Source organism: Faecalibacillus intestinalis (assembly GCF_003024685.1).
Taxonomy (GTDB): Bacteria; Bacillota_I; Bacilli_A; order Erysipelotrichales; family Coprobacillaceae; genus Faecalibacillus; species Faecalibacillus intestinalis.
This window is the reverse complement of sequence record NZ_PYLQ01000007.1, coordinates 1-24,361: the sequence shown is the minus strand read 5'-3', so window position 1 is coordinate 24,361 and position 24,361 is coordinate 1. Positions and strand designations below refer to the sequence as shown.

Annotated in this window: 26 protein-coding genes; 25 read left to right on the top strand and 1 reads right to left on the bottom strand. The window is 27.7% G+C overall.

All coding sequences use genetic code 11. The features are described from left to right. The first annotated feature begins 82 nt into the window (after positions 1-82). From C7U54_RS06590 to C7U54_RS06580, 3 genes are read left to right on the top strand one after another with little or no spacing between them, the layout of a single operon-like run. Positions 83-715, top strand: a complete 633-nt coding sequence (locus C7U54_RS06590) for a hypothetical protein (RefSeq protein ID WP_107029734.1) — start codon at positions 83-85, stop codon at positions 713-715. 9 nt (positions 716-724) lie between these two features. Then, positions 725-1,714: a helix-turn-helix transcriptional regulator gene (locus C7U54_RS06585; protein ID WP_107029733.1), complete on the top strand. Its 990-nt coding sequence runs from the start codon at positions 725-727 to the stop codon at positions 1,712-1,714. Positions 1,715-1,722: 8 nt separating this feature from the next. Then, entirely contained in the window at positions 1,723-2,409 is a 687-nt protein-coding gene (locus C7U54_RS06580) for a metallophosphoesterase (protein ID WP_193448610.1), read from the top strand. Positions 2,410-2,454: 45 nt separating this feature from the next. On the opposite strand, the gene C7U54_RS06575 is transcribed toward C7U54_RS06580, so the two are convergent. Beyond that, on the bottom strand, positions 2,455-3,342 hold the full coding sequence (locus C7U54_RS06575) for a LysR family transcriptional regulator (RefSeq protein ID WP_158548261.1): 888 nt from the start codon (positions 3,340-3,342) through the stop codon (positions 2,455-2,457). Between the two features lie 129 nt (positions 3,343-3,471). Here C7U54_RS06575 and C7U54_RS15520 point away from each other — a divergent pair, with 129 nt between their 5' ends. The 22 genes from C7U54_RS15520 to C7U54_RS06470 all read left to right on the top strand — a co-directional run. Continuing rightward, positions 3,472-3,558 (top strand): NAD(P)H-dependent oxidoreductase, encoded by an 87-nt coding sequence (locus C7U54_RS15520; RefSeq protein ID WP_396129920.1) that lies wholly within the window; start codon positions 3,472-3,474, stop codon positions 3,556-3,558. A gap of 264 nt (positions 3,559-3,822) precedes the next feature. Continuing rightward, on the top strand, positions 3,823-4,671 hold the full coding sequence (locus C7U54_RS06570; RefSeq protein ID WP_022001986.1) for an aldo/keto reductase: 849 nt from the start codon (positions 3,823-3,825) through the stop codon (positions 4,669-4,671). Next, positions 4,664-5,512, top strand: coding sequence for an aldo/keto reductase (locus C7U54_RS06565; RefSeq protein WP_022001987.1), 849 nt, complete (start codon positions 4,664-4,666; stop codon positions 5,510-5,512). Before C7U54_RS06570 ends, C7U54_RS06565 begins: the two co-directional genes overlap by 8 nt. 2 nt (positions 5,513-5,514) lie before the next feature. Continuing rightward, positions 5,515-6,360, top strand: a complete 846-nt coding sequence (locus C7U54_RS06560; protein ID WP_022001988.1) for an aldo/keto reductase — start codon at positions 5,515-5,517, stop codon at positions 6,358-6,360. A gap of 144 nt (positions 6,361-6,504) precedes the next feature. After that, positions 6,505-7,203 carry a PRD domain-containing protein gene (locus tag C7U54_RS06555; RefSeq protein ID WP_107029730.1) on the top strand — a complete coding sequence of 233 codons (699 nt, stop codon included), beginning with the start codon at positions 6,505-6,507 and terminating at the stop codon, positions 7,201-7,203. Then, positions 7,187-7,411, top strand: coding sequence for a hypothetical protein (locus tag C7U54_RS06550; protein ID WP_107029729.1), 225 nt, complete (start codon positions 7,187-7,189; stop codon positions 7,409-7,411). Before C7U54_RS06555 ends, C7U54_RS06550 begins: the two co-directional genes overlap by 17 nt. 128 nt (positions 7,412-7,539) lie before the next feature. Further along, on the top strand, positions 7,540-8,373 hold the full coding sequence (locus C7U54_RS06545) for a phosphate ABC transporter substrate-binding protein (protein ID WP_107029728.1): 834 nt from the start codon (positions 7,540-7,542) through the stop codon (positions 8,371-8,373). A 19-nt stretch (positions 8,374-8,392) separates the two neighbouring features. Then, positions 8,393-9,322: a phosphate ABC transporter permease subunit PstC gene (gene pstC, locus C7U54_RS06540; protein ID WP_107029727.1), complete on the top strand. Its 930-nt coding sequence runs from the start codon at positions 8,393-8,395 to the stop codon at positions 9,320-9,322. After that, positions 9,315-10,181 (top strand): phosphate ABC transporter permease PstA, encoded by an 867-nt coding sequence (gene pstA, locus C7U54_RS06535; protein ID WP_107029726.1) that lies wholly within the window; start codon positions 9,315-9,317, stop codon positions 10,179-10,181. The genes pstC and pstA overlap by 8 nt, the downstream gene beginning before the upstream one ends. A 1-nt stretch (position 10,182) precedes the next feature. Then, positions 10,183-10,938, top strand: a complete 756-nt coding sequence (gene pstB / locus C7U54_RS06530; protein WP_106988360.1) for a phosphate ABC transporter ATP-binding protein PstB — start codon at positions 10,183-10,185, stop codon at positions 10,936-10,938. A gap of 12 nt (positions 10,939-10,950) precedes the next feature. Next, on the top strand, positions 10,951-11,610 hold the full coding sequence (phoU, locus tag C7U54_RS06525; RefSeq protein ID WP_107029725.1) for a phosphate signaling complex protein PhoU: 660 nt from the start codon (positions 10,951-10,953) through the stop codon (positions 11,608-11,610). Between the two features lie 83 nt (positions 11,611-11,693). Continuing rightward, positions 11,694-12,260: a hypothetical protein gene (locus tag C7U54_RS06520; RefSeq protein WP_107029724.1), complete on the top strand. Its 567-nt coding sequence runs from the start codon at positions 11,694-11,696 to the stop codon at positions 12,258-12,260. A gap of 447 nt (positions 12,261-12,707) precedes the next feature. Further along, positions 12,708-14,690 (top strand): penicillin-binding transpeptidase domain-containing protein, encoded by a 1,983-nt coding sequence (locus C7U54_RS06515; RefSeq protein ID WP_107029723.1) that lies wholly within the window; start codon positions 12,708-12,710, stop codon positions 14,688-14,690. Positions 14,691-14,699: 9 nt separating this feature from the next. Beyond that, on the top strand, positions 14,700-15,410 hold the full coding sequence (locus tag C7U54_RS06510; RefSeq protein WP_107029722.1) for a hypothetical protein: 711 nt from the start codon (positions 14,700-14,702) through the stop codon (positions 15,408-15,410). Between the two features lie 52 nt (positions 15,411-15,462). Then, positions 15,463-16,155 (top strand): LytR/AlgR family response regulator transcription factor, encoded by a 693-nt coding sequence (locus C7U54_RS06505; protein ID WP_107029721.1) that lies wholly within the window; start codon positions 15,463-15,465, stop codon positions 16,153-16,155. Further along, positions 16,152-17,315 carry a hypothetical protein gene (locus C7U54_RS06500; RefSeq protein ID WP_107029720.1) on the top strand — a complete coding sequence of 388 codons (1,164 nt, stop codon included), beginning with the start codon at positions 16,152-16,154 and terminating at the stop codon, positions 17,313-17,315. The genes C7U54_RS06505 and C7U54_RS06500 overlap by 4 nt, the downstream gene beginning before the upstream one ends. A 115-nt stretch (positions 17,316-17,430) precedes the next feature. Then, positions 17,431-18,111 carry a response regulator transcription factor gene (locus C7U54_RS06495; RefSeq protein WP_107029719.1) on the top strand — a complete coding sequence of 227 codons (681 nt, stop codon included), beginning with the start codon at positions 17,431-17,433 and terminating at the stop codon, positions 18,109-18,111. 1 nt (position 18,112) lies between these two features. Continuing rightward, complete coding sequence (locus tag C7U54_RS06490; protein ID WP_107029718.1) at positions 18,113-19,804, top strand: sensor histidine kinase; 1,692 nt, start codon at positions 18,113-18,115, stop codon at positions 19,802-19,804. Positions 19,805-19,973: 169 nt separating this feature from the next. Then, a complete protein-coding gene (locus tag C7U54_RS06485; RefSeq protein ID WP_022002002.1) occupies positions 19,974-20,738 on the top strand; it encodes a DeoR/GlpR family DNA-binding transcription regulator in 765 nt (254 codons plus the stop codon). A 105-nt stretch (positions 20,739-20,843) separates the two neighbouring features. After that, positions 20,844-23,177 (top strand): glycyl radical protein, encoded by a 2,334-nt coding sequence (locus tag C7U54_RS06480; protein WP_107029717.1) that lies wholly within the window; start codon positions 20,844-20,846, stop codon positions 23,175-23,177. Next, positions 23,140-24,066, top strand: coding sequence for a glycyl-radical enzyme activating protein (locus tag C7U54_RS06475; protein WP_022002004.1), 927 nt, complete (start codon positions 23,140-23,142; stop codon positions 24,064-24,066). Before C7U54_RS06480 ends, C7U54_RS06475 begins: the two co-directional genes overlap by 38 nt. Positions 24,067-24,077: 11 nt before the next feature. Then, a partial coding sequence (locus tag C7U54_RS06470; protein ID WP_277738285.1) for a transaldolase family protein occupies positions 24,078-24,361 on the top strand: 284 nt, incomplete at its 3' end.

The following is a 24,361-nucleotide window of genomic DNA, read 5'->3' as shown; positions in this document are numbered from 1 at the left end:
TTTTGGTTTTAAAACAGATACAAATTAATCATAAAAATCATCATCTCCCTATAATATAGATAAAGAAAAGGGGATGATTTTAATGGTAGTTAAAAGTTATGAACAAATGACAGATGTATCAATTATGGAGGTAAAAACATATTTATTAATTCATAGTACCGGAATTTATCAACAAGATATTTATGATTTAATGAATACGTGTATTGATGTTTTTCAATTAAAAAGAAAATTAAATAAAAGAAAAGATATTCAATTATGGCTTTTTTCAAATATTAAAAGATATATTGATTGTTGCTTATCTTATAATGAAATGGAATATCATTTAGTCATGATGAATTTATTAATCAATCAACATTTTAAACCATTAGTCGAATATAAATATAATTTATTTTATTATATTTTAGATCATAGTGATTTTAATATAGAAATTTATTGTCTAGTAAGGCATTTGCTTACATTTAAAATGAATCAACTCAATCAAGTCATTTTAGGTATGACACATTATAAAATGATGAGTGATGAACAAATGCATTATCAAGCAAGTCTTATTCTTTTATTAGAAAAACAATATAAACAAGCTTATTTTCATTTACCATTTGTAACACTTGATGAAGCCTTTAAACGCTTTGAAAAATCTCTTTATAATTATTCACCATATCGTTATGAAATGTTGTATCATAAAGACAAGACATATTCACTTAATTATGCAAGATAGGAGAAAACTATGGACAGACTCTATTACACATATCTTATTATCAAAGAATCATTAGATTATATACCTGCTATTGAAATAAAAGGGCAACTTGAAGAAAAATATCGAATCAAAGTTGATGTTAAAACGGTTTATCAAGCTATAAAAAATATTAATGAATTATCGAAGTATATTTATCAAAAAGAAATCATTAAGACTAAACATCGTAAAGGCTATACAATAAATGAAGAATTCTTTAATGATGGACAAATACAATATTTATGGGATAGTATTCTTTATAATAATGATTTAGATCAAAAAGAAGTAAATATACTACTTACAAAATTACAAACATTAAGTTCAAATAAACAATTATCTCGTATTCAAAATCAAACAATTAGACAAAATGATATAAGAAATTATGATTTGCTATTAAATATGACAACCATTATTAAAGCTATTAATGAAAAGAAAAATATTTATTTTAAGTATGTTAATTATGAAATAAAAAGAAATAGGTTGGTAGAAATATCAAATATCCATGGTAATCATCAAGATAATAAAGAATTTTATATTATTTCTCCGTATAAACTCATTCAAAATAATTCTAAATATTATGTGATTGGTTATTTTGATAAAAGACCAGATAGTTTATCTCTTTATCGATTGGATCGTATGAGACTTGTAAGAAATCATAAAAGTAAATATTTTGAAGGAGAACAATTTGATGTAGAACAAATTGATAATCCAATTAATATGTATATTTCCGGAGAAAAAGAAGATTTAGAGATTAGTTTTGATCAATCGATTATTAAAGAAGTGGTAGATAAGTTTGGACAAGATAATCGTGTGACAAAGGATTATGAAAATCGTTATCATTTAATAGTAAAAGATGTTTTAATTAATGAAGGATTAATAGGATGGTTAATGATGTTACAAGATAAAATTACAGTTATTAAACCCTATTCATTAAAAGAAAATATGAAAGAAAGAATTGAAAAGACATTAAAACAATATCAATAGGAGAAATTATGATTTATATAACAGGTGATAAGCATGGAGATTTTAGTGAAGTTTATGCATTTTGTTATAAAAATAAAACAACAAGAGATGATCTTATGATTGTTTTAGGAGATGCAGGTATTAACTATTACGCCAATGAACAAGATATTTATTTAAAAAATAGTCTTTTACAATATCCTATGACTTTCTTTTGTATTCATGGTAATCATGAAGAACGTCCTGAAAATATAGAAGGCTATAAAACAAAAATATTTCATGGTGGTCTTGTATATTATGAAGAAGAATATCCTCATATATTATTTGCGAAAGATGGCGAAGTGTATCAATTTAATGAACAAAGTGTTTTAGTTATTGGTGGAGCTTATAGTGTTGATAAAAACTATCGTCTACAAATGGGATATAATTGGTATTCAAGTGAACAACCTAGTGAAGAAATAAAAGATAAACTTTTAATGTATGTAGAAAAGAATCCACAAATAGATGTTGTACTTTCTCATACTTGTCCTTATAAATATCTTCCGCGAGAAGTGTTTATGAAAAGTATTAATCCTTTAAAAGTAGATTATAGTACAGAATTTTTTTTAGATAAATTGGAATTAAGATTAGATTATAAGAAATGGTATTGTGGACATTTTCATACTGATAAAAAGATAGATTGTATGATATTTATGTTTAATGAAATTGTTGAATTTTAAAAAGCTGCTACAAATGTAACAGCTTTTTAGATAGAAAATATTTTATTATTGATTATTGAATACTTTAGGTAAATCTTTTGTTTTTTTCCAATCAAGATCTTTTATTTGTTTAAGAAGTGGTTGATAGAATTGTTTTTTGTCTTTTGGATAAATAGCATAGTAGTTAACATGAGCCTCTTTATCTGTGATTGGTATTAAAATACGATTATCTTCTTCATTGTCTCTTTGTATTGTAATATTACTTTTAAAATTAGGCAAAGCAGACATCTTTGTAAGTTCATTAAAGACAAAGGGATCATCTTGAAATAACAAATGAGATTTAGGAATCATTTGTTTACATACTTCATTCCAAAATCCAATATGTGATAATAAAAGAACACTTTGTCCATCTAAATCAGAAAATGAAATTTCTTTAAATGGTGCTAAAGGATGTGCCGGAGGCACAGATAAGTAAAGTGATTCATTTAAGAATTCTTGGCAAATATAGTTTTTATTATCTAAAGGATGTGTTAATACAATTAATGAATAGTCTCCATTTTCTAAACCATCAATGAGTGTTTGCTCATCTTGAATAAGATAACTTTCAAATTGTGAATTTGTATTTGTTTGAAAAGTATATTCAATTCCCCATAAAGGAGCAGGTGCACAGCTAGCAAAAGATAAATAATTTTGATTATGTTTTGTCAGTTCTTTGATCATTTCTTCTCTACCATCAAGTAACTTTTTCGCAAATTCAACAGCTAGTAAACCATTATCATTTAATTCTATTTTATTTTTCTTACGATTAAATAACGATAAACCTAAATCTTCTTCTAACCGTTGCATAGATCTTGTAAGACCAGGTTGGGAAATAAGAAGTTCTTCAGCTGCTTTAGAAATTGTTTTATTTTTTGCTATAGCAACAAGATGTTTCAATTGGTTGAATTCAATCATTGTATCACTTCTCCTTTTCCGTATTATAACACAGTATAACTTTTGGTTATAGTGATATTTGTTTTTAGTCATGTACAATAGGATAAATAATGATTAAAATAATAGTAAAGAAATGGAAAAAGAAATAAGATGAAAGTACTTATTATTAATGGTAGTCCTCGTCCTCAAGGAAATACAAGAGTTGCTTTAGATGAAATGGTGAAGATTTTAAAATAGAAGGAATAGAAAGTATTAATCAAAATAAAGAATATATGACTTTTAGAGATTTTGCTTCACTTGATGATATTTATTATTCATCTCATTTTTCAAAGGTTAATCAAGATGTAAAGATTACTTCTTTTTCTGATCATAACTTATTATATGGAGAATTTAAGTTTAAATAAAATAGTATAACTGAAAGTTATACTAATATGCATTATTCATATTGTACTTTTTAGTAAAGTAAAACTAAAATATAAATGAAAACAAGGAGGAATGACAATGAAAATATTTGAACTTAATAACAAACAAACAATTCCAGCAGTAGGATTTGGAGTCTTTATGATTCCTAATGATGGACCTACTTATGATGCAACTTTAGCTGCTTTAAAAGCAGGTTATCGTCATATTGATACAGCTGCAGGATATATGAATGAAAGTGATGTAGGAAAAGCGATTAAAGATAGTGGGATTGATCGTAAAGAAATCTTTATTACTTCTAAATTATGGTTACAAGATTATGGTTATGAAAATGCGAAAAAAGGTATTGAAACTTCTTTAAAATTATTAGGAGTAGATTATATTGATCTTTATTTATTACATCAACCATATGGTGATTATTTAGGAGCTTGGAAAGCTTTAGAAGAAGCTTATCAAGAAGGTAAGATTAAATCTATTGGTATTTCTAATATTACCGTTAATTTATGGAATAAATTTAAAAATGGTATGACTGTTATGCCAGCTGTAAATCAAGTAGAATTTAATCCATTTGTTCAACAAAAAGAATTAAGAAAAGTGATGGCTGAAAATAATATTCGTTTAGAAGCTTGGCATCCATTAGGACATGGAAATAAAGAATTATTAGAAAATGAAACAATTGTAGAGCTTGCTAAAAAATATAATAAAAATGCAGGTCAAATTATTTTAAGATGGATTTATCAAGAAGGAGTTATTTCTTTACCTAAATCTACAAATGAAGAAAGAATGAAAGGAAACATTGATATCTTTGACTTTGAATTAACAGATGAAGAAATGAAAAACATGCAAGCCTTAGATACAAATAAACCATCTCATAATCCTGAAGATCCTGCCAACGAAACACGTTTAATGGGATTAAAAATTCATGACTAATTTCATTACTTTAAATAATGGATACCAAATCCCTCAACTTGGATTTGGTACCATTCAACAATTTGGTAAACAAATTGAAGACAATGTAGCTTTTGCCTTAAACCATGGCTATCAACTTATTGATACTGCCAATCGTTATGAAAATGAAGTTGAAGTAGGTAAAGGTTTAAAATTATCAGGATTAAAAAGAGAATATTATTTTTTAGAAACAAAATTAGGACCAACACTTTATGAAAACGATCAAGCAATTGATGACACTTTAAAAAGATTAGGTGTTGATTATGTTGATGTGATGATTTTACATCATCCTGTTAATAACTATATTTATGCTTATAAAATGCTAGAAAAAGCGTATAAAGCAGGCAAAATCAAAGTGATTGGACTTTCTAATTTCCAAATTGAACAAATTCAAGAAATTTTAGATCAATGTGAAATTCCACCAATGATCATGCAAGTAGAATGTCATCCTTATTATCCAGCAGAACATGTTTATGATTTTTGTAAGAAAAATCATATACAACTTCAATCATGGTATCCTCTAGGACATGGAAATAGTGATATGTTAAAAGAACCAGTTTTTGTAGAACTTGCAAAAAAATATCATAAATCAACTGTACAAATCATTTTAAGATGGCATCTCCAAATGGGATTTGGTCTTGTTCCAGGAAGCAAATCATTAGATCATATTGAAGCGAATGTTCAAATCTTTGATTTTAAACTAACAGAAGAAGAAATGAAAGAAATTGAAAAAGTGAATAAACATACACCATTTTATAAAGTAACTAAAGAATCATTGCACAAAATGGCGACAACAAAATGTAATTTTGAAGATGGAGAATAATTATGGAATACAAAACATTAAATAATGGAGTGAAAATGCCAGTTGTTGGTTTTGGTGTTTTCCAAGTGAAAGATGAAGAAGAATGTAAAAGAGTTGTTTTAGATGCGATTGATGCAGGATATCGTTTAATTGATACTGCACAATCTTATGGAAATGAAGAAGCTGTAGGTAAAGCAATTCAAGAAACAAATGTCCCTCGTGAAGAATTATTTATTACGACAAAAGTATGGATTTCTAATTATGGGTATGAAAAGGCAAAAGCTTCTGTTGAAGAATCATTAAAGAAAATGCAATTAGATTATTTAGATTTAGTTTTATTACATCAACCATTTAAAGATTATCATGGAGCTTATCGTGCTTTAATTGATTTATATAAAGAAGGAAAAATTAAAGCTATTGGTGTTTCTAACTTCTATCCAGATCGTTTAGTAGACTTAGCTTTAGATACAGAAGTTGTACCAGCTGTTAACCAAGTAGAAGTCAATCCTTTCCATCAACAAGATGTAGCATTAAATTACAATGCAAAATATGGTGTTCAATTAGAAGCATGGGCTCCCTTTGCGGAAGGTAAAAATGGTATTTTCACAAATGAAACACTTGTAGAAATTGGTAATAAATATAATAAATCAGTCGGACAAGTTATTTTAAGATGGCTTGTACAAAGAGAAATTGTATCTTTAGCTAAAACAGTTAGAAAAGAAAGAATGCAAGAAAACTTAAATATTTTTGATTTTGAATTAAGTGAAGAAGATATGCAAACAATTGCTTCACTTAATAAAGATACAAGTTCTTTCTTTTCTCACTATGATCCAGCAACTGTAGAAATGATTTGTGGCTTAAAACGCTAATAAAAAGACTACATCCATTTTAAATTTGTGATAATATGTTCGAGTAGTTTATAGGATAGTGATTATTTAAGTATAAGCTAAACCTATTTATTGCCACCCTTTTTAAGTGCGCAATAAATAGGTTTTTATTTTGGAGGGGTGATTATGGAAATAAGCAAAGTTTTTAACAATAATGTAGCTGTTGTTCTTGAAAATAATGAAGAAAAGATTGTGATGGGACGAGAAATCTGTTTTAAAAAGAAAATAGGGGATACGATAGAACCAGAAACAATTGATAAAGATTTTTATTTACATAACCAAGAAGTTTTAAGTCGATTTAAAGAACTTGTTGTGGATATTCCTTTAGAATATTTAGAAATCGGTGAAGAAATTATGGATGAAGCGAGACTAAGTTTAGGCAAAGCTTTAAATGATAATATCTATATTTCTATGGTCAATCACATTTATACAGCAGTTGTTAGAGCAAAAGACGATATTTTAGTGAAGAATGCTTTATTATGGGATATTCAAAAATTTTATAAAGAAGAATATCTAATAGTGAAAAAGGCTCTTGTAATTATCGAAAAGAAAACAGGTGTGCTTTTACCAAATGATGAAGCAGGATTTATTGCGTTACATATTGTCAATGGACAATTAGATGAAGATGTTCATGACATGTATGAAATTACGAAAATCATGCAAGAAATTGAAAATATTGTGCGTTATCGCTTCAAGATAGAATTTAATGAAGAAAGTGCTTATTACTATCGCTTTATTACCCATTTGAAATTTTTTGCACAACGTTTAGTTGAATATAAAAAAACAAAACAAGCAAGAAGATGTTTTTTTGAATCGAATACATAGTAATCTATGTTCCAATGACAAAAAAAGACAAAAGCTGGTTTATATTAATGATGATTTATTTAATGGAACTTTTAAAAGAATACATACGAGAGATTATCGTTGTACAAGAGAACTTTCAAATGTGTTTGTAGAAAAAGGAGTTACTAAGGATAAACGTTATAAAAATGAGTTCGTGTTTATAAACATGGACTTTTTTCATTTTACATAAACTTAACATAAACCATACGTTCTTTTGATTTTTGAAAGTGTTGAAAAACACTATGATATGAGTGTCTTAAGAAAAGGAAACAAAAATAAATAATATCTTAAGAGAAAACAAAGGAAGGTAAATAAAAAATGAAAAAGAAAGTATTAAGTGTTTTAATGGTTTTCATGATGTGTCTTGGTTTAGCCGGATGTGGCGGAGGATCAAATAGTACATCAGATGACATTAGTGGAAAGGTAAGTTTAAACGGATCAACTTCAATGGAAAAATTCGTTAATGCCTTATCAGAAGGAATTAAAGAAAAATATCCAAACTTACAATTAGAAGCACAATTTACAGGATCTGGTGCAGGTCTAGAAGCAGTTGCTTCAAAAACAACAGATATCGGAGATTCTTCTCGTGCTTTAACAGATGAAGAAAAAGCAAAAGGATTAGAAGAAAATATTGTTGCTATCGATGGTATCGCAACAATTACAAACAAATCTAATAAAGTAACAAACTTAACAAAAGATCAATTAGCAAAAATCTATACAGGACAAATTACTAACTGGAAAGATTTAGGTGGACAAGATGAAGCAATCGTTGTTATCGGACGTGAAGCTGGTTCAGGAACTCGTGGAGCATTTGAAGAATTATTAGGAATTGAAGATCAATGTCAATATGCTCAAGAATTAAATGAAACTGGTGCTGTTCTTGCTAAAGTTGCTAAAACTTCTGGATCAATCGGTTATGTTTCATTAGATGTATTGGATGATACAGTTTCTCCTCTTCAATTAGATGGTGTTGAACCAAGTGAAAAAACTGTAAAAGATGGAAGCTATGCTTTACAAAGACCATTCGTAATGGCTACAAATGGAAAAATTAGTGAACAATCTAAACAAGTTCAAGCAGTATTTGATTTCATCAATAGTGATGATGGACAAAAAATCATTAAAAAAGTTGGATTAGTAACACCAAATAAATAAAAATAAAGAGGGAAGTATTATGGAAAAAAAGTTATCAATTATTAGCCATAAGAAAGCAAAATCCCTAGTAGAAAAAACAGCCGCGATGATCTTTCGTGGCTGTGCTATTATCTCTGTTTTAGCAGTTGTTACTATTACAGGATATATGATTATTTCAGGGACACCTGCCATTTTTAAAGAAGGAATTACAGGTATTTTGTTTTCTACAACATGGGCGCCAACAGCAGCTCATCCTCAATATGGGATTGCTTATGTTATTTTAACTTCTATTGTAGGGGTTTTTCTAGCAATTTGTATTGGAGTACCTATTGGTTTATTTACAGCAATCAACCTTGCTGAAATTGCTCCAGCAAGACTTAGAAAAATATTAAAATCAGCAATTGAATTACTTGCAGGGATTCCGTCTGTTGTTTATGGATTATTAGGTATTTTGATTGTCAATCCAATGATGTATAAATTAGAATTAATGATCTACCATGGATCTAAAACACATCAATTTACAGGTGGGGCAAATCTTTTATCAGCCATTATCGTACTAGCAATCATGATTTTACCTACGCTTATCAATATTTCAGAAACAGCCTTAAAAGCTGTACCTGATGATTATCGTAAAAGCTCACTTGCTTTAGGGGCAAGTAAAATGCAAACAATTTTTAAAGTTGTTGTACCAAGTGCTAAATCAGGTATTATGTCAGCGATAGTACTTGGCGTAGGACGTGCTATTGGAGAAGCAATGGCTATTTTGTTAGTAGCCGGAAATGCAGTATCTCTTCCACTTCCATTTAATTCGGTACGTTTTTTAACAACAGCCATCGTTTCAGAAATGGGATATGCCAGTGGTACACATCGTCAAGTACTATTTACAATTGGACTTGTACTGTTTATCTTTATCATGGTTATTAACTTAGTCTTAACATATGTTTTAAAAAGAGGTGACTTAGATGAATAATACAATATTAGAAAAAAAGAAACGTGTTAGTGATCAAATTCTCTATGCACTTATTCAATTAAGTTCATTTCTTTCAATTTTTATCTTATTAGTTATTATTGGTTATATTCTCTATCGAGGAATACCGGCCTTTGATTTTTCTTATTTAGTAAATACAACAAGTATTATTAATGATACTGTAGGTATTTTACCAAATATCGTTAATACACTTTATATCGTTATTGTGACACTTTTAATTGCTTGTCCAATAGGAATTGGTGGAGCAATCTATTTAAATGAATATACAAAAAATAAAAAATTCGTTAGTATCATTTCATTTACAACGGAAGTTTTAGCAGGTATTCCATCAATTATTTATGGATTATTTGGGATGTTGTTCTTTGGATCATTTTGTCATTTGAATTTCTCTATTTTAACAGGGTCACTTACACTTGCCATTATGATTTTACCAATCATTTCAAGAAATACTCAAACAGCATTAGAATGTGTTCCTAAAAGCTATCGTGAAGCTGCTTTAGGAATTGGAGCAACAAAATGGTATATGATTCGTACAGTACTTTTACCAAGTGCCATTCCTGGTATTTTAACAGGAGTTATTCTTGCAATGGGACGTATCGTTGCTGAATCAGCTGCTTTATTATTTACAGCAGGATCAGTTGCTATTTTACCAACAAATATTTTTGGTCATTTATTAAGTAGTGGGGGTACACTTACTATTCAATTATATTTAGAAATGGCTAAAGGAAATTATGAAGTTTCATTTGTGATTGCTCTTGTTTTAGTAGTTATTGTTTTAGGTTTAAATATGTTAGCTAAATGGATCAGTCGCAGATTTGATGTAAATAAAGGGGATAATTAAGATGGAAAATAAAATAGAAGCAAGACATCTGAATTTGTATTATGGACAAAAACATGCTTTAAAAGATGTCAGTTTAGATATTAAAGAAAATAAAATTACTGCGTTTATTGGCCCTTCAGGGTGTGGTAAATCAACATTTTTAAAAACACTAAATCGTATGAATGATTATGTTGATAACGTTAAAATTGAAGGGGATGTTATCTTAGATGGTGAAGATATTTATGATAGCCGTGTTGATACAACATTACTTAGAAAAAAAGTTGGGATGGTTTTCCAACAACCAAATCCATTCCCTATGTCAATTTATGATAATGTGGCTTATGGACCACGTATTCATGGTATTAAAAATAAAAAACAACTTGATAAAATCGTTGAAGATAGTTTAAAAGCAGCAGCACTTTATGATGAAGTGTCAGATCGTTTACATTCAAGCGCCTTAGGTTTATCTGGTGGACAACAACAAAGATTATGTATTGCCCGTGCTTTAGCGGTGCAACCAGAAGTTATCTTATTAGATGAACCAACAAGTGCCTTAGATCCAATTTCAACACTTAAAATCGAAGAACTTTTATTACAATTAAAAGATCAATATACAATTGCTATCGTTACTCACAATATGCAACAAGCAAGTCGTATTGCTGATTATACTGCCTTCTTCTTAGTTGGAGAAATGGTAGAATATGGACCAACAAAAGATGTCTTTGGTATGCCAAAAGATAAAAGAACTGAAGATTATATTACTGGTAGATTTGGATAGGAGGAAAGAAAGATGCCAAGAAGTCAATTTGATCAAGAGCTTAATAAGATGCATGTTGATTTAGATAGAATGTGTCATCTTGTTGTTTTAGCTATTGAAAACTGTGTTACAGCATTTAGGGAACAAGATTATGAACTTGCTCGAGATATTATTCATGGGGATAAACAAATTAATGATGTGGAAAGATCGATTGAAGCAAAATGTTTATCTTTGATTTTAAAACAACAACCCGTTGCTTCTGATTTAAGAGATGTTTCTACTGCTTTAAAAGTAGTTACTGATTTAGAAAGAATTGGGGATCAAAGTGCAGATATTGCTGAATTGATTTTAGAAATGAAAGAAATGGATAGTTTCTTAATGATTGGACATATTCAAGATATGGCAAAAATTGCAACTAAAATGGTTAAAGAAGCTTTAGATGCTTTCCATCAACATGATTTAAAACATGCTTTAGAAGTAAAGAAGATGGATATTAAAATGGATGAATTGTTTGATCAAGTTAAAGAAGATATTATTCAAATGATTAAAGAATCAAATGATAAAGGTGATTTAACAATCAATTTCTTAATGATTGCAAAGTATTTTGAAAGAATTGGTGATCATGTTGTTAATATCTGTGAATGGATTGAGTTCAACCAAACAGGAAAACTTAACAATACTCGATTAATTTAGACCTCTTTTAGAGAGGTTTTTTCTTTATTTGATTTAAAAGGATGATTGATTTCTATATAATAAAAATATAAGGAGGTATTATTATGCTAGGTCAAATTCGTAGACATATAGCTAAAAAGAATGAGAAGCTATTTTATATTTTTGTTCTTTTTATCGTTGCCTTTGGTATAAGTATTGTTCATTATATGTTTTTAGAAAAAGATGCTGTTTTATCTTTAAAACAAGATGATGTATCTTCAACTTATTATGCAAAATATCATTATTTATCAAAAAATGTCAATAATATAACATTTTATTTCCAATATGAAAAAGATGGTGAAATTATTCAAGATGTTTTAGGCAGTTACGAAATCAATAACCATTTTGATATAAAAAATATATTTAAAGGTTATAGTGCTGATGAAGGGAAAATAACTTTGAAATTAATCGATGAAGATACATGTATTTATCTTGATTGTTCTAGCAATATAAATACCTCAAAACCAAAAACAATATCTAAAATTAATTTATTAGAAAATGAGGATTTTTCTAATTATAAATGTTATTTTATTTCAGAAAAAAGGTTAAAAGATAAAAATGTTTATACATTGATGGAAGGAGAAAGTTTGAAAAGTAATTCAAAAATAAAATTGCACTTAACTTACGAATAAAATTAATAATAATTAGGTAAGAAAAGATGTAAAGAAATTTAATATTTTGAGTGGTTTTCTTTGATTTTTACTTGTTTTTCTTAAATTATTAAGAAAAATTTGAAATCTAAATTCATATTTTGTATCAGTTATACATTTATCGTCATGAAAAAATTATAGTTTGCTATAAATACTTCTATATATAACGAAAATAATACAAAAAAAAGCTACCTTACACGGTTTTGGCGAACATTGAGGTAGTTATTTTTCTCAAGAAAATCCAAGGCTAGTCGTTTATAACTATTCCTTTTTTCATTTATATTATAATTTATGATAATTTCTAAGTCAATATCACAAAATGACAGTTTAAAAAAAGGTTTTTATGCAAATAAAGAACATCTTGTGCAATAAATATATCATTAATGCTAATCATCATATATAATTGTATTAATTAGGGAGGATTACCATATGAACAAGAAAAGAAATATTATAATTGGGTCAATAGTTTGTGTACTGCTTATGACAGTGGTATTTTTTGTTTTTAATCATGGAAAAAGTAATGAACAAGTTGTTACAGAATATTTTGAACTTTTAAAAAAGAAAGATTATAAACAAATGTATCAAATGCTAGATCAAAAGACAGTCTATACTCCTACACAAAAATATTTTATTGAAAAGCATAAAGAAATCTATGATGTAATAAATCCAAGTAATATACAGGTAAAAGTAATAGATGAAAACGATAATATGGTTCAATATCAAATATCGATGGATACTGTAGCTGGAAAAGTTAAATATAAAAATAAGATTGAAATTAAAAATGAACAAATTAAATTTAATAAGCAACTTATTTTTGATGAATTTTCTGATAAGAACAAAGTAAAAGTGATTACGACACAACCTTATAGAGGGTATATTTTAGATAGAAATGGAAAATATTTAGCTAAACAAGGAAATGCTTATTCATTTGGTCTTGTAAGAGGAAAATTAAATGGTGAAAATGATTATGCACAAATAGCTAAGTATTTAGAAACGGATGTTGAAGCCATTCAAAAGAAAATGAGTGCATCTTGGATCAAAGATGATTCTTTTGTACCTATTAAAAATGTATCAGAACAAGTAAAAAATCAATTGATTCAACAAGGAATTTTAAATATTAAAGGTGTTAAAATCAATACGATTTCTATGCGTGTTTATCCTTATGATAAAATAACATCTCACATCATTGGATATGTCCAAAATGTTAATTCAGAAGATTTAAAAAAACATAAAAGTGAAGGATACACAAGTAGTTCAGTAATTGGAAGAAGTGGGATTGAAGCCACTTATGAAAAGCAGTTACGTGGAGAAGTAGGTGGAAAAATTGTCATTGTTGATGAAAATAACAATATCATTAAAACAGTTGCCCAAAAAGAAGCTAAAGATGGAAAAGATATTCGTTTAACAATCGATATTGATTTACAACAAAGTCTTTATAATGAATATCAAAATGATAAAAGTGCTTCTGTTGCTTTAAATCCACAAACAGGAGAAGTTTTAGCGCTTGTTTCAATGCCATCTTATTCAAATAATGATTTTGTCTTAGGACTTTCAACGGATAAATGGAACGCTTTAAATAATGATAGTAATCAACCATTAATGAGTCGTTATAAACAAACTTATACCCCTGGATCAACTATGAAACCAATCACAGCAGCTATTGGTTTAGAAACAAAGACAATTGATCCAGATAAAGATTTAGGGGCTAAAGATAAATGGCAAAAAGATTCAAGCTGGGGAAGCTATTATGTAACAACATTACATGCTCCTTCACCTAATAATTTAAAGAATGCGATCACATATTCAGATAATGTTTATTTTGCAAGAAATGCGTTAAATATTGGAAAAGATAATTTATTTAAATATTACAAAAATTTAAAGATTGGTAAAAAGATTCCTTTTGAACTATCTTTGAATAGAAGTCAATATATAAACAAAAATCAAAAAGTAAGTGATCAATTAATTGCAGATAGTGGTTATGGGCAAGGACAAATTTTGATGAATCCCCTACAACTTGCAAGTATTTATAGTGCTTTTGTAAATAATGGTTCAATCTATCAACCCCATATCGTTCAAGGAAAAACAAGAACATGGATTAAAAATGTCTTTTCTAAAGAAACATCACAAACAATAAAAGAAGATTTAATTAATGTTATTGCAGACGAAAAAGGAACAGGGCATGCCATCTATCATGATAGTATCGCTCTTGCTGGAAAAACAGGAACAGCAGAAATCAAACAAAGCCAAAGTGATACCACAGGAACAGAACTTGGTTGGTTTACAGTAATGACGACAGATAGTAAACAACCTCTTTTAATAACAACAATGGTTGAAGATGTTAAAGATAGAGGTGGCAGTGGTTATGTTGTTGAACATACAAAAACATCTTTAGATTTATATCTTTCTAAGTAGGTAAAAACTATGAAGAATAAGATAGTTTTAAGTTATCGATTCATTATACTAGTTTATTATTTATTGGCTTTTTTGATTGTTATTATGAATATTAATCATTTAGAAAGGGTATTAATCTATTCTTTGATTTTAATCGTTTTGTTTGGTATTGTAGTGCATATTTATATATTGAATATTCCAAAATTATTGTTGTCAAATAAGTATATTGAAAAGAATTTATCTACAGTAAAAGAAGCAATCGATAAAATTCATAATAAGTCTATTAATGACAGTTTAATAACAATATATATTTTTCTTTTAGAAATCTCTAATTATAAAGAAGAATATCAAAACTTTGTAGAACAAAATAGTAAAAGAATTTTTGATGAAAAGCAAAATAAACATTGGTATACTATAAAATTACAGTATTATTATAATTTGAATAAAAAGGATGAATATTTAAAATTATATGATCCTCAATTGGATAATAAAGTTAAAAACCCACTTTTTAAAATTATGTATCTCATTTTAAATGAAGAATATGAAGAAGCTCTTGAATTATCAAAGAAGGTTACAAGTCAACAAAAAGACATAGGATATGTTATGAGGCTATATTATAGAATTATTTGTTTAGAACATTTAGAAAAAGAAAATGAATTGAATGATTGTATTAATGAGATGGTAGAATTCAATGATCAAATACATTATGTTAAAGAAATTAAAGATAAGTATAAAAAATAATAATATGGTATACTTGTTTTCGTAACTTTATTTAGAAAGAAGTGAAATATGAATGTTAATAAAGATAGTAGATGATGATCAAGTTTTTGTAAAAAAGATAAAAGATATTGTTTATGATAATTTTAAAGATATCTTTCTTGATTATTCGATAGAATGTATAACGAGTAATTTTGAAGCTCAGTATTTTGAAAAAGGGGATATTTTCTTTTTAGATATTGATTTAAAAGAAAAAAATGGCATAAAAATTGCTGAAGAAATTAGAGAAAATAATTCTAATGCAATCATTATATTTGTTTCAGCAATGAATGATATGATTTTTGATTCATTAATTGTACAACCATTTTACTTTATTAGGAAAGATAATTTTGATAGAGACATGAAAATTGCATGTAATTTAATAAAAAAATATATTAATAAGAATCATAAAATTATTACTTTTGATTTTAATGGTAAAAAAACAGCTATTCAATTATCAGATATCATTTATTTAGAATCGTTTTTACATGAAATTACGATTCATACATCCTCTAATTCTTATAAATATTCGAGCACTTTTAATAAAATGATGTCTCTTATAAATTCTACTAATATTGTTAGAATTCATAAATCATATGCAGTTAATTTATTTTGGGTCAAAGAAATTTATAAAGAAGAGTTATTATTGAGAAATGGAGTTACTTTAAAGATTGGAAAGAAGTATCAACAAGATGTACTTGCATCGTATAAGGAGTATTTATTAAAATGATGTATTTATTTTTAGATTATTTAGAAGTGTTATTGGTAGCTTTATTAATTTGTATTTTTTGTGATGTTGAACAAAAAAATAGATATTGTTTGATTTCATCAGTAATTAGTTTCTTAGTTATGGAATTTATGCAAACTTATGATTTGTTTGGCAATGAAATGGCATATGCAATAACAATTATTAACTTTATAATTGTTTCTGTTATGAAAAAAGAAATTAAATTTTATAATTTTATTCCTTGTATATTTTCTCAATGGATATCTGTTTTTACTTCAACTATAGTTTTATTTTTCTTTAAAGTAATAACAAATTATAATATAGAAAATATTATAAAGTTGTATAGAATACCTATCATTTTTTTAGCAAGAATTCTTTTCTTTGCACTTATTGTGGTATTAAATTATTTCAAATCTAAAATAAAAAATACAATTATTGAAAAAAATAAATATTTATTAACAATTACTATGATGTTGATTTTTGGAATATATTTTATTCTGTTGAATGATATAGGTCATATGCATCTAATTATAGATGATATCTATTTAGTTTTACTTTTGTTAACAGTTTTATTTTTTGTAGTTTGTATTTTGTTTTTACATATGACACGACTTTATAATGAAAAAACAGAATATATGTTAAAGAATCAAGAATTAGAATATGTAGAAAAAAATCAATCTTTAGTACATTATCTTCATGATAATATTTTAAAAATACAACATAGTTTAAGATATGGATTAATTTTGATAGAAAATAACATAGATGATAAAAAATATGATGATGCTAAACATCAAATAGAACAATTTTATGATTTATTAGATAATAAAATAAATATTATGACGAATAATTATATATTTGATACTTTGTTAAATGATTATATTTTTCTCATAAAATCTAAATATAATGCCAAAGTAAAATCATTGATCAATATAGGAAATGATTCCTTTTTTAAAGATGTAAATAATTGTACAGAAATAATAACTATTATCTCCAATTTCTTTGAGCAATCAGATAAAACATATTTAGAAATAAAATTAATTGAATATGGAACATATATTGAATTAGATTTATTCGTAGAAAGTAATTTTGATAAAATAAATGATGATACCAACATTGATTACTTTGATGATTATGCACATCTAAGAAGAATTTTTGATAAATAATAAAAAGGACTTATACAGCATGGTATAAGTTCTTTTATTTCTAATCAACTTTTAACCTAAACTTAACATAATCTCCCCTTTGCTATGTTAAGATAATGTAAAGGATGTGGAAATAATGAAAGAATGTATATATGTAGTAGAAGATGATGAAAATATTAGAGAAATTATAGATTTAGCTTTAACAAGTGCAGGGTATAATGTTAAACAATTTTCTAATGCTTTAGATGCTTTAAAAAGTATGGAAAATGATCAAGTGGATCTAGCTGTTTTTGATTTAATGTTACCTGGCATTTCAGGAATTGATGCTATCAAAAAGATACGTGAAACTGATCAAGAATTACCTATTTTGATTTTAAGTGCGAAGGACCGAGAAATTGATAAAGTCAATGGTTTAGATAGTGGTAGTGATGATTATATGACCAAACCATTTGGTGTTTTAGAGTTACAAGCTAGAGTACGTTCTTTGCTTAGAAGACATGCTCCTAAAGCAGCGCCAATTATCGAAAGTCAAACTTTAAAAATTGATAAACAAACAAGAACAGTGATGCATAATGGACAAGTCATGGAACTTACCAATAAAGAGTACCAACTACTTTTATATTTGGTAGAAAATCATACACGTGTCGTAGAAAGAGATGAAATTTTAAATCATATTTGGGGGTATGATTTTATTGGTGAATCAAGAGTTTTAGATGTGCATATTCGTGCTCTAAGAGCTAAATTGGATGATGATGGAAGTAAGTATATTAAAACTATTAGAGGTGTAGGATACCGCTATGTTGAGGAAGTGAAATAAGATGAATAAAGCTCTATTTAAATATTTTGCAACAGTTTTAATTATTACGTTATTATTTTCTTCAAGTGTTTCAATGGTGATTCTTTCTGATCAAATGATGCAAACAACAAGAAAAGATATGTACTATACGGTAAAGCTTGTAGAAAATCAAATTGATTATCAAAAACCTTTAGATAATCAAGTAGAGAAACTTAATGATTTAGCTTATACAAAAGATACACGTTTAACAATTATTGATAAAGAAGGAAATGTTTTAGCGGATAGTGATAAAGAGGGAATTCAAGAAAATCATAGTGGACGTAGTGAATTTAAAGAAGCTTTAAGTGATCAGTTTGGTTATGCGACACGTTATTCTTCAACTGTTAAAAAGAATATGATGTATGTGGCTTATTATCATCGTGGTTATGTTGTTCGTATTGCGATTCCTTATAATGGTATCTTTGATAATATAGGACCACTTTTAGAGCCATTATTTATTAGTGTTGCTTTATCATTATGTGTTGCTTTAGCTCTTTCTTATCGTTTTTCTAGAACACTTACTAAACCATTAGAAGAAATTAGTGAAGAGGTTTCTAAAATTAATGATAATCGTTATTTAAGTTTTGATCATTATCAATATGAAGAATTTAATGTTATTGCGACAAAACTTAAAGAACAAGCAGATACAATAAGAAAAACGCTAAAAACTTTGAAAAATGAAAGATTAAAAATAAATAGTATTCTTGATAAAATGAATGAAGGGTTCATTTTATTAGATACAAATTATGAAATACTTATGGTCAATAAAAAAGCTAAACAACTTTTTAGTGATAAAATGGAAGTGAATCAACCTATCCAAGATTTTATCTTCGATCACCAAATTATAGATCAATTAGAAAATATCGGCGTAGAACCTAAAATCGTTACTCTAAAAAAAGATGAAGAAGTCTATGATTGCCATCTTGCTAAAGTAGAATATGGAGTGACTTTGCTCTTTGTAAATGTTACTGAATCTGTTAATGCTACAAAAATGAGACAAGAATTTTTCTCAAATGTTTCTCATGAACTTAAAACACCTATGACATCCATTAGAGGTTATAGTGAATTATTACAAGCAGGAATGATTGATGATCCTAAAGTAAGAAAACAATCTCTTGATAAAATACAAAAAGAAGTTGATCATATGTCACAATTGATAGGTGATATTTTAATGATTTCAAGACTTGAAAACAAAGATATTGAGGTCATTAAACATCCTGTTCATCTCCAACCAATTGTTGATGATATTTTAGAATCATTAAAAGTAGAAATAGAAAAAAGAGAAATTAAAGTTATATGTGATTTAACACCACAAACATATCTCGCAAATCATCAACATGTCCAACAATTAATGAATAACCTGATTAATAATGCAGTAAAATATAATAAACAAAAAGGAAATTTAAATATTCACTCTTATCTTGTTGATCAAGACTACATTATTGAAGTAAGTGATACAGGTCGTGGAATTTCACTTATTGATCAAGGGCGTGTCTTTGAACGTTTCTTTAGATGTGATGCAGGGCGTGATAAGGAAACAGGTGGTACAGGTCTTGGACTTGCAATTGTAAAACACATTGTTCAATATTATAAAGGAACAATTCATTTAGAAAGTAAATTAGGTAAAGGAACAACATTTAAGGTTGTTTTACCAATCATTAAGGACTCATTGTAGTCCTTATTTTTTTATGAAAAAGTATCTAACTTGATAAAATATGTAATTTTACATATTTTATCAAGTAAAAAATGTATTTTTACGTATTTTATCAAGTTGAGGATAAGAGGTATTCATTTTCAAGATATTTTGAATATGATAAAATGACTTTAAAGAGAGGTTGATAAAGATGCTTCAACAAGAAAGACATGAACAAATACTTGCAAGATTAAATACTGATGGAAAAGTAAAAGTTAAAGAATTAGCTGTTGATTTTGAAGTCACAGAGGATTGTATTCGTAAAGATTTAACAGCTTTAGAAAAAGAAGGACTTTTAAAACGGATTCATGGCGGGGCTATGCAAGTAAGAAAGAATCTTCATGCTTATCATGTAGATGAACGTATGAGTGTGCGCTTAACTCAAAAGAAAATTATTGCTAAAAAAGCAGTTGAATTAATAGAAGAAAATACAGTGATATTTTTAGGAATTTCTACCGTGAATTTAGAACTTGCTAAATGTATTTATCAAAAAAATATACCACTCACTATTGTTACTAATATGATTGATATTATGCAATTATTTAAACAAGGTGATCATCATGTAAATCTTATTTTTATTGGAGGACATTTTAATCGTGCTAAAGATGGCTTTATTGGTGCATTGACAATTGAACAAATTCACAATTATCGTTTTGATCTTGCTTTTATTGGAACAGTAGGCATGAATATTCATGATGATAAGGTAACAACGTATGATGTAGAAGATGGACTTACAAAAAAAGAAGTCATGGATGCAAGTAAAAAATGTTATCTTGTGGCAGAAAATGAAAAGTTCAATTTGGATGGGAATTATGTTTTTGGGCATTTAAGTGAATTTACCGGATATATTGGTGAACAAGAGTTAGGAAGTCCTTTTAAAGAAAAAATAATGGAGTATGGATTAGAAATCATTTAATGATTTCTTTTTTTATGTAAAAACAATAAAACGATTATTGAATATTATTGTTTTATAGCTTATAATACCCTTGTAATAATAAAAATCAATAAAAGGAGGCGTGTTATGAATTGTTTATATCAAACAAAAAGAATTTCTAAGTTAAAAGAAAAGATGTTGAGCAGTAAACGTTATGCTTCTATTGAACAAGCACGAATCATTACACGTGTTTATCAAGAAAATGAAGAGTTATCTATTCCTAAAAAAAGAGCTCTTTCTTTAAAAGCAGCATTAGAGAAATTAGAGATTTCTGTTGAAGATGAAGAGTTGATTGTTGGAAATCGTACAAAGGGTGTACGTTACGGGGTGGTTTTTCCTGAAAGTGGTTGTTCGTGGATCAATCAAGAATTTGAAACGTTACCAACAAGACCACAAGATCAGTTTTTAGTAAAAGAAGAAGATATTAAAGAATTTAGAGAAAAGATTTATCCTTATTGGAAAGGAAAATCTTTAGAAGATGCAATTAAAGGGACTTATGGAAAAGAAATTAATGAAATAAGTAAAGTAGTAAAAATTAATCAAAAGGATCATGCTCAAGGTCATATTTGTCCTGATAGTGCTTTATGGTTAAAACTTGGTCCTCAAGGTTTAATGGAAAAAGCAAAAGAAAAATTAAAGAATTGTAAAGATGAACAAAAAGAATTTTATGAATGTACGATTCTTGTATTAGAAGGAGCAGTTCATTTTATGCAAAGATATCATGATTTGATTGAAAGGGAAAAAATCGAATCATTAAAAGAAGTGGGAAAGATTTGTACGAATCTTTCTAAAAGACCTCCAGAAACTTTTCATGAGGCGGTGCAATCTTTATGGTTTTTATTTGTGATATTACATATGGAATCCAATGCTTCTTCTTTTTCACCAGGGAGAATGGATCAATATCTTTATCCTTATTATCAAAGAGATATAGAAAAAGGTAGTCTTACTAAACAAGAAGCTTTAGAAATATTAGAATGTTTGTGGTTGAAATTTAATCAAGTTGTTTATTTAAGAAATCAAAATAGTGCTAAATATTTTGCTGGATTTCCAATAGGATTTAATATTGCGATAGGAGGCGTGGATGAAAAGGGAAATGATACATATAATGATCTTTCTTTACTTTGTTTAAAAGCACAAGAGCATTTAGGATTACCACAACCTAATTTATCTGTAAGACTTAATAAAAATTCTAGCCATGAATTAATGCAAGCTGCTATCAAAGTTGTTTCACTTGGTAGTGGAATGCCACAATTTTTCAATGATGAAGCTATTATTCAACCAATGATTGAAGATTTAGGAATTGAAGAAAAAGATGCACGTAATTATGCTATTGTTGGATGTGTTGAACTGACAACACATGGCAACAATTTAGGATGGTCTGATGCAGCCATGTTTAATTTAAATAAAGTATTAGAACTTACTTTGAATCATGGAAAATGTTTACTAACAAAGCAACAAATAGGATTAGATTTAGGAAGTTTAGAAACATATCAAACTTATCAAGATTTAGAAAATGCTTTTCAAAAACAAATTGATTATTTTATTGATAAAATGATGGCTACAGAAAAGATTGTAGAAAAAGCACATCAAGATTATTTACCAACAGCTTTTCTATCTACTGTTATTGATGATTGTTTAGAAAAAGGATTAGATGTTACTAAAGGTGGAGCTAAATATAATCTATCAGGTATTCAAATGATTCAAGTAGCCAATCTTGCAGATTCTCTAGCAGCTATTAAACAACTTGTTTATGATGATAAAATGATAAGTCAACATGATTTATTAAATGCTTTACAAGAAGATTTTAAAGGCTATGAAATCATGCAAACAATGCTTTTAAATAAAGTGCCTAAATATGGAAACGATGTAAAGTGGGTCGATGAGCTTGGAAATCAATGGGCATGTTACTTTAGAGAAAAGATGAAACGTTATACAAATTATCGAGGAGGCCCTTATCATACAGGAATGTATACTGTTTCTGCACATGTTCCAATGGGTGAAAATGTAGGAGCATCACCAGATGGTAGAAATGCTTTAAAACCACTTGCTGATGGAGGCATGTCACCTGTCTATGGTAGAGATCTACAAGGCCCAACAGCTGTTTTAAAATCTGTTTCAAAACTTAATAATTCATGTACGACGAATGGTGGCCTTTTAAATATGAAATTCTTACCAGAATTTTTTAAAACAGAAACAGGCTGTTTGAAATTTGAAAATTTCTTACGTGCTTTTGTGGATTTAAAAGTACCTCATATACAATTTAATGTTGTTAGAAAAGAAGATTTGCTTGATGCTAAAGTTCATCCTGAAAATCATCAATCGTTGACAATTCGTGTTGCTGGTTATACAGCATACTTTGTTGAACTTGCTGGCAAGCTACAAGATGAAATTATTGAAAGAACAACTTATGAAAATATCTAAAGCATTGGTTTTTGATATTAAAAGATTTGCAATACATGATGGCAGTGGTTTAAGAACAACAGTTTTTTTTAAGGGGTGTCCACTTCGTTGTCTATGGTGTCAAAATCCAGAAGGATTAAACACTCAAAGACAAGTCATCTATTTTAAAAATAAATGTATTCATTGTAGATGTTGTCAACAATTCAAAGAACAAATTAATTATCAAAACGATCGGCCATATTTTCAAAATCATCAAGACTTTGATCAAGTTATTAAAACATGTCCTAGTGGTGCTATTCAATATGATAGTCAAGAGTATACTTTAGATAAATTAATGAATAAAATTAAAGAGGATGAAGTTTTCTTTCAACATGGAGGAGGTGTTACATTTTCCGGTGGAGAACCCTTTATGCAAGGTGAATTTCTTATTGAAATTTTAAAAAGATGTCAGAAAGAAAAAATTCATACAGCTATTGAAACATCATTTTATACATCATTAGAACTTATAAAAAAGGCATTGCCTTATTTAGATTTAGTTTATATAGATTTAAAAATATTTGATGAGCAAAAACATCAAGCCTGTACAAATGTATCACCACAACTTATTAAAGAAAATATTCGTTATGTTTTACAAAGTGAATATAAAGATAAAGTGATCATTAGAACACCACTGATTCCAACAATGAGTGCAACGGATGAAAATATTCATCAAATCGTAAAATTTTTAATTCAAATAAATCCAGAAGTAAAATATGAAATGCTTAACTATAATTCATTAGCTTCAGCAAAATATGAACTTGTGAATTTAAAATACAGATTAGAATCATATCAAACGTTTACCAAGCAACAAATGCAACATTTTTATGATGTTGCTTTACAAGCAGGAATAAAAAACTTAATAAAAGAATAGGAGAAAAGAAAATGGAATTTATAATTGATACAGTAAACTTAGAAGATATAAAAGAAGCAGTAGAATATATGCCAATTGTAGGAGTAACAAGTAATCCTTCAATCGTAAAGAAAACAAGTCCAAAAGACTTCTTTCAACATATGAAAGAAGTAAGAAAAATCATTGGAAAAGAAAGAAGTCTTCATATTCAAGTGATTTCTAAGGAATGTGATGAAATCGTTAAAGAAGCCCATCGTATTATTGAAGAAATTGATGATCAAGTTTATATCAAAGTGCCTGTTTCTTATGAAGGAGT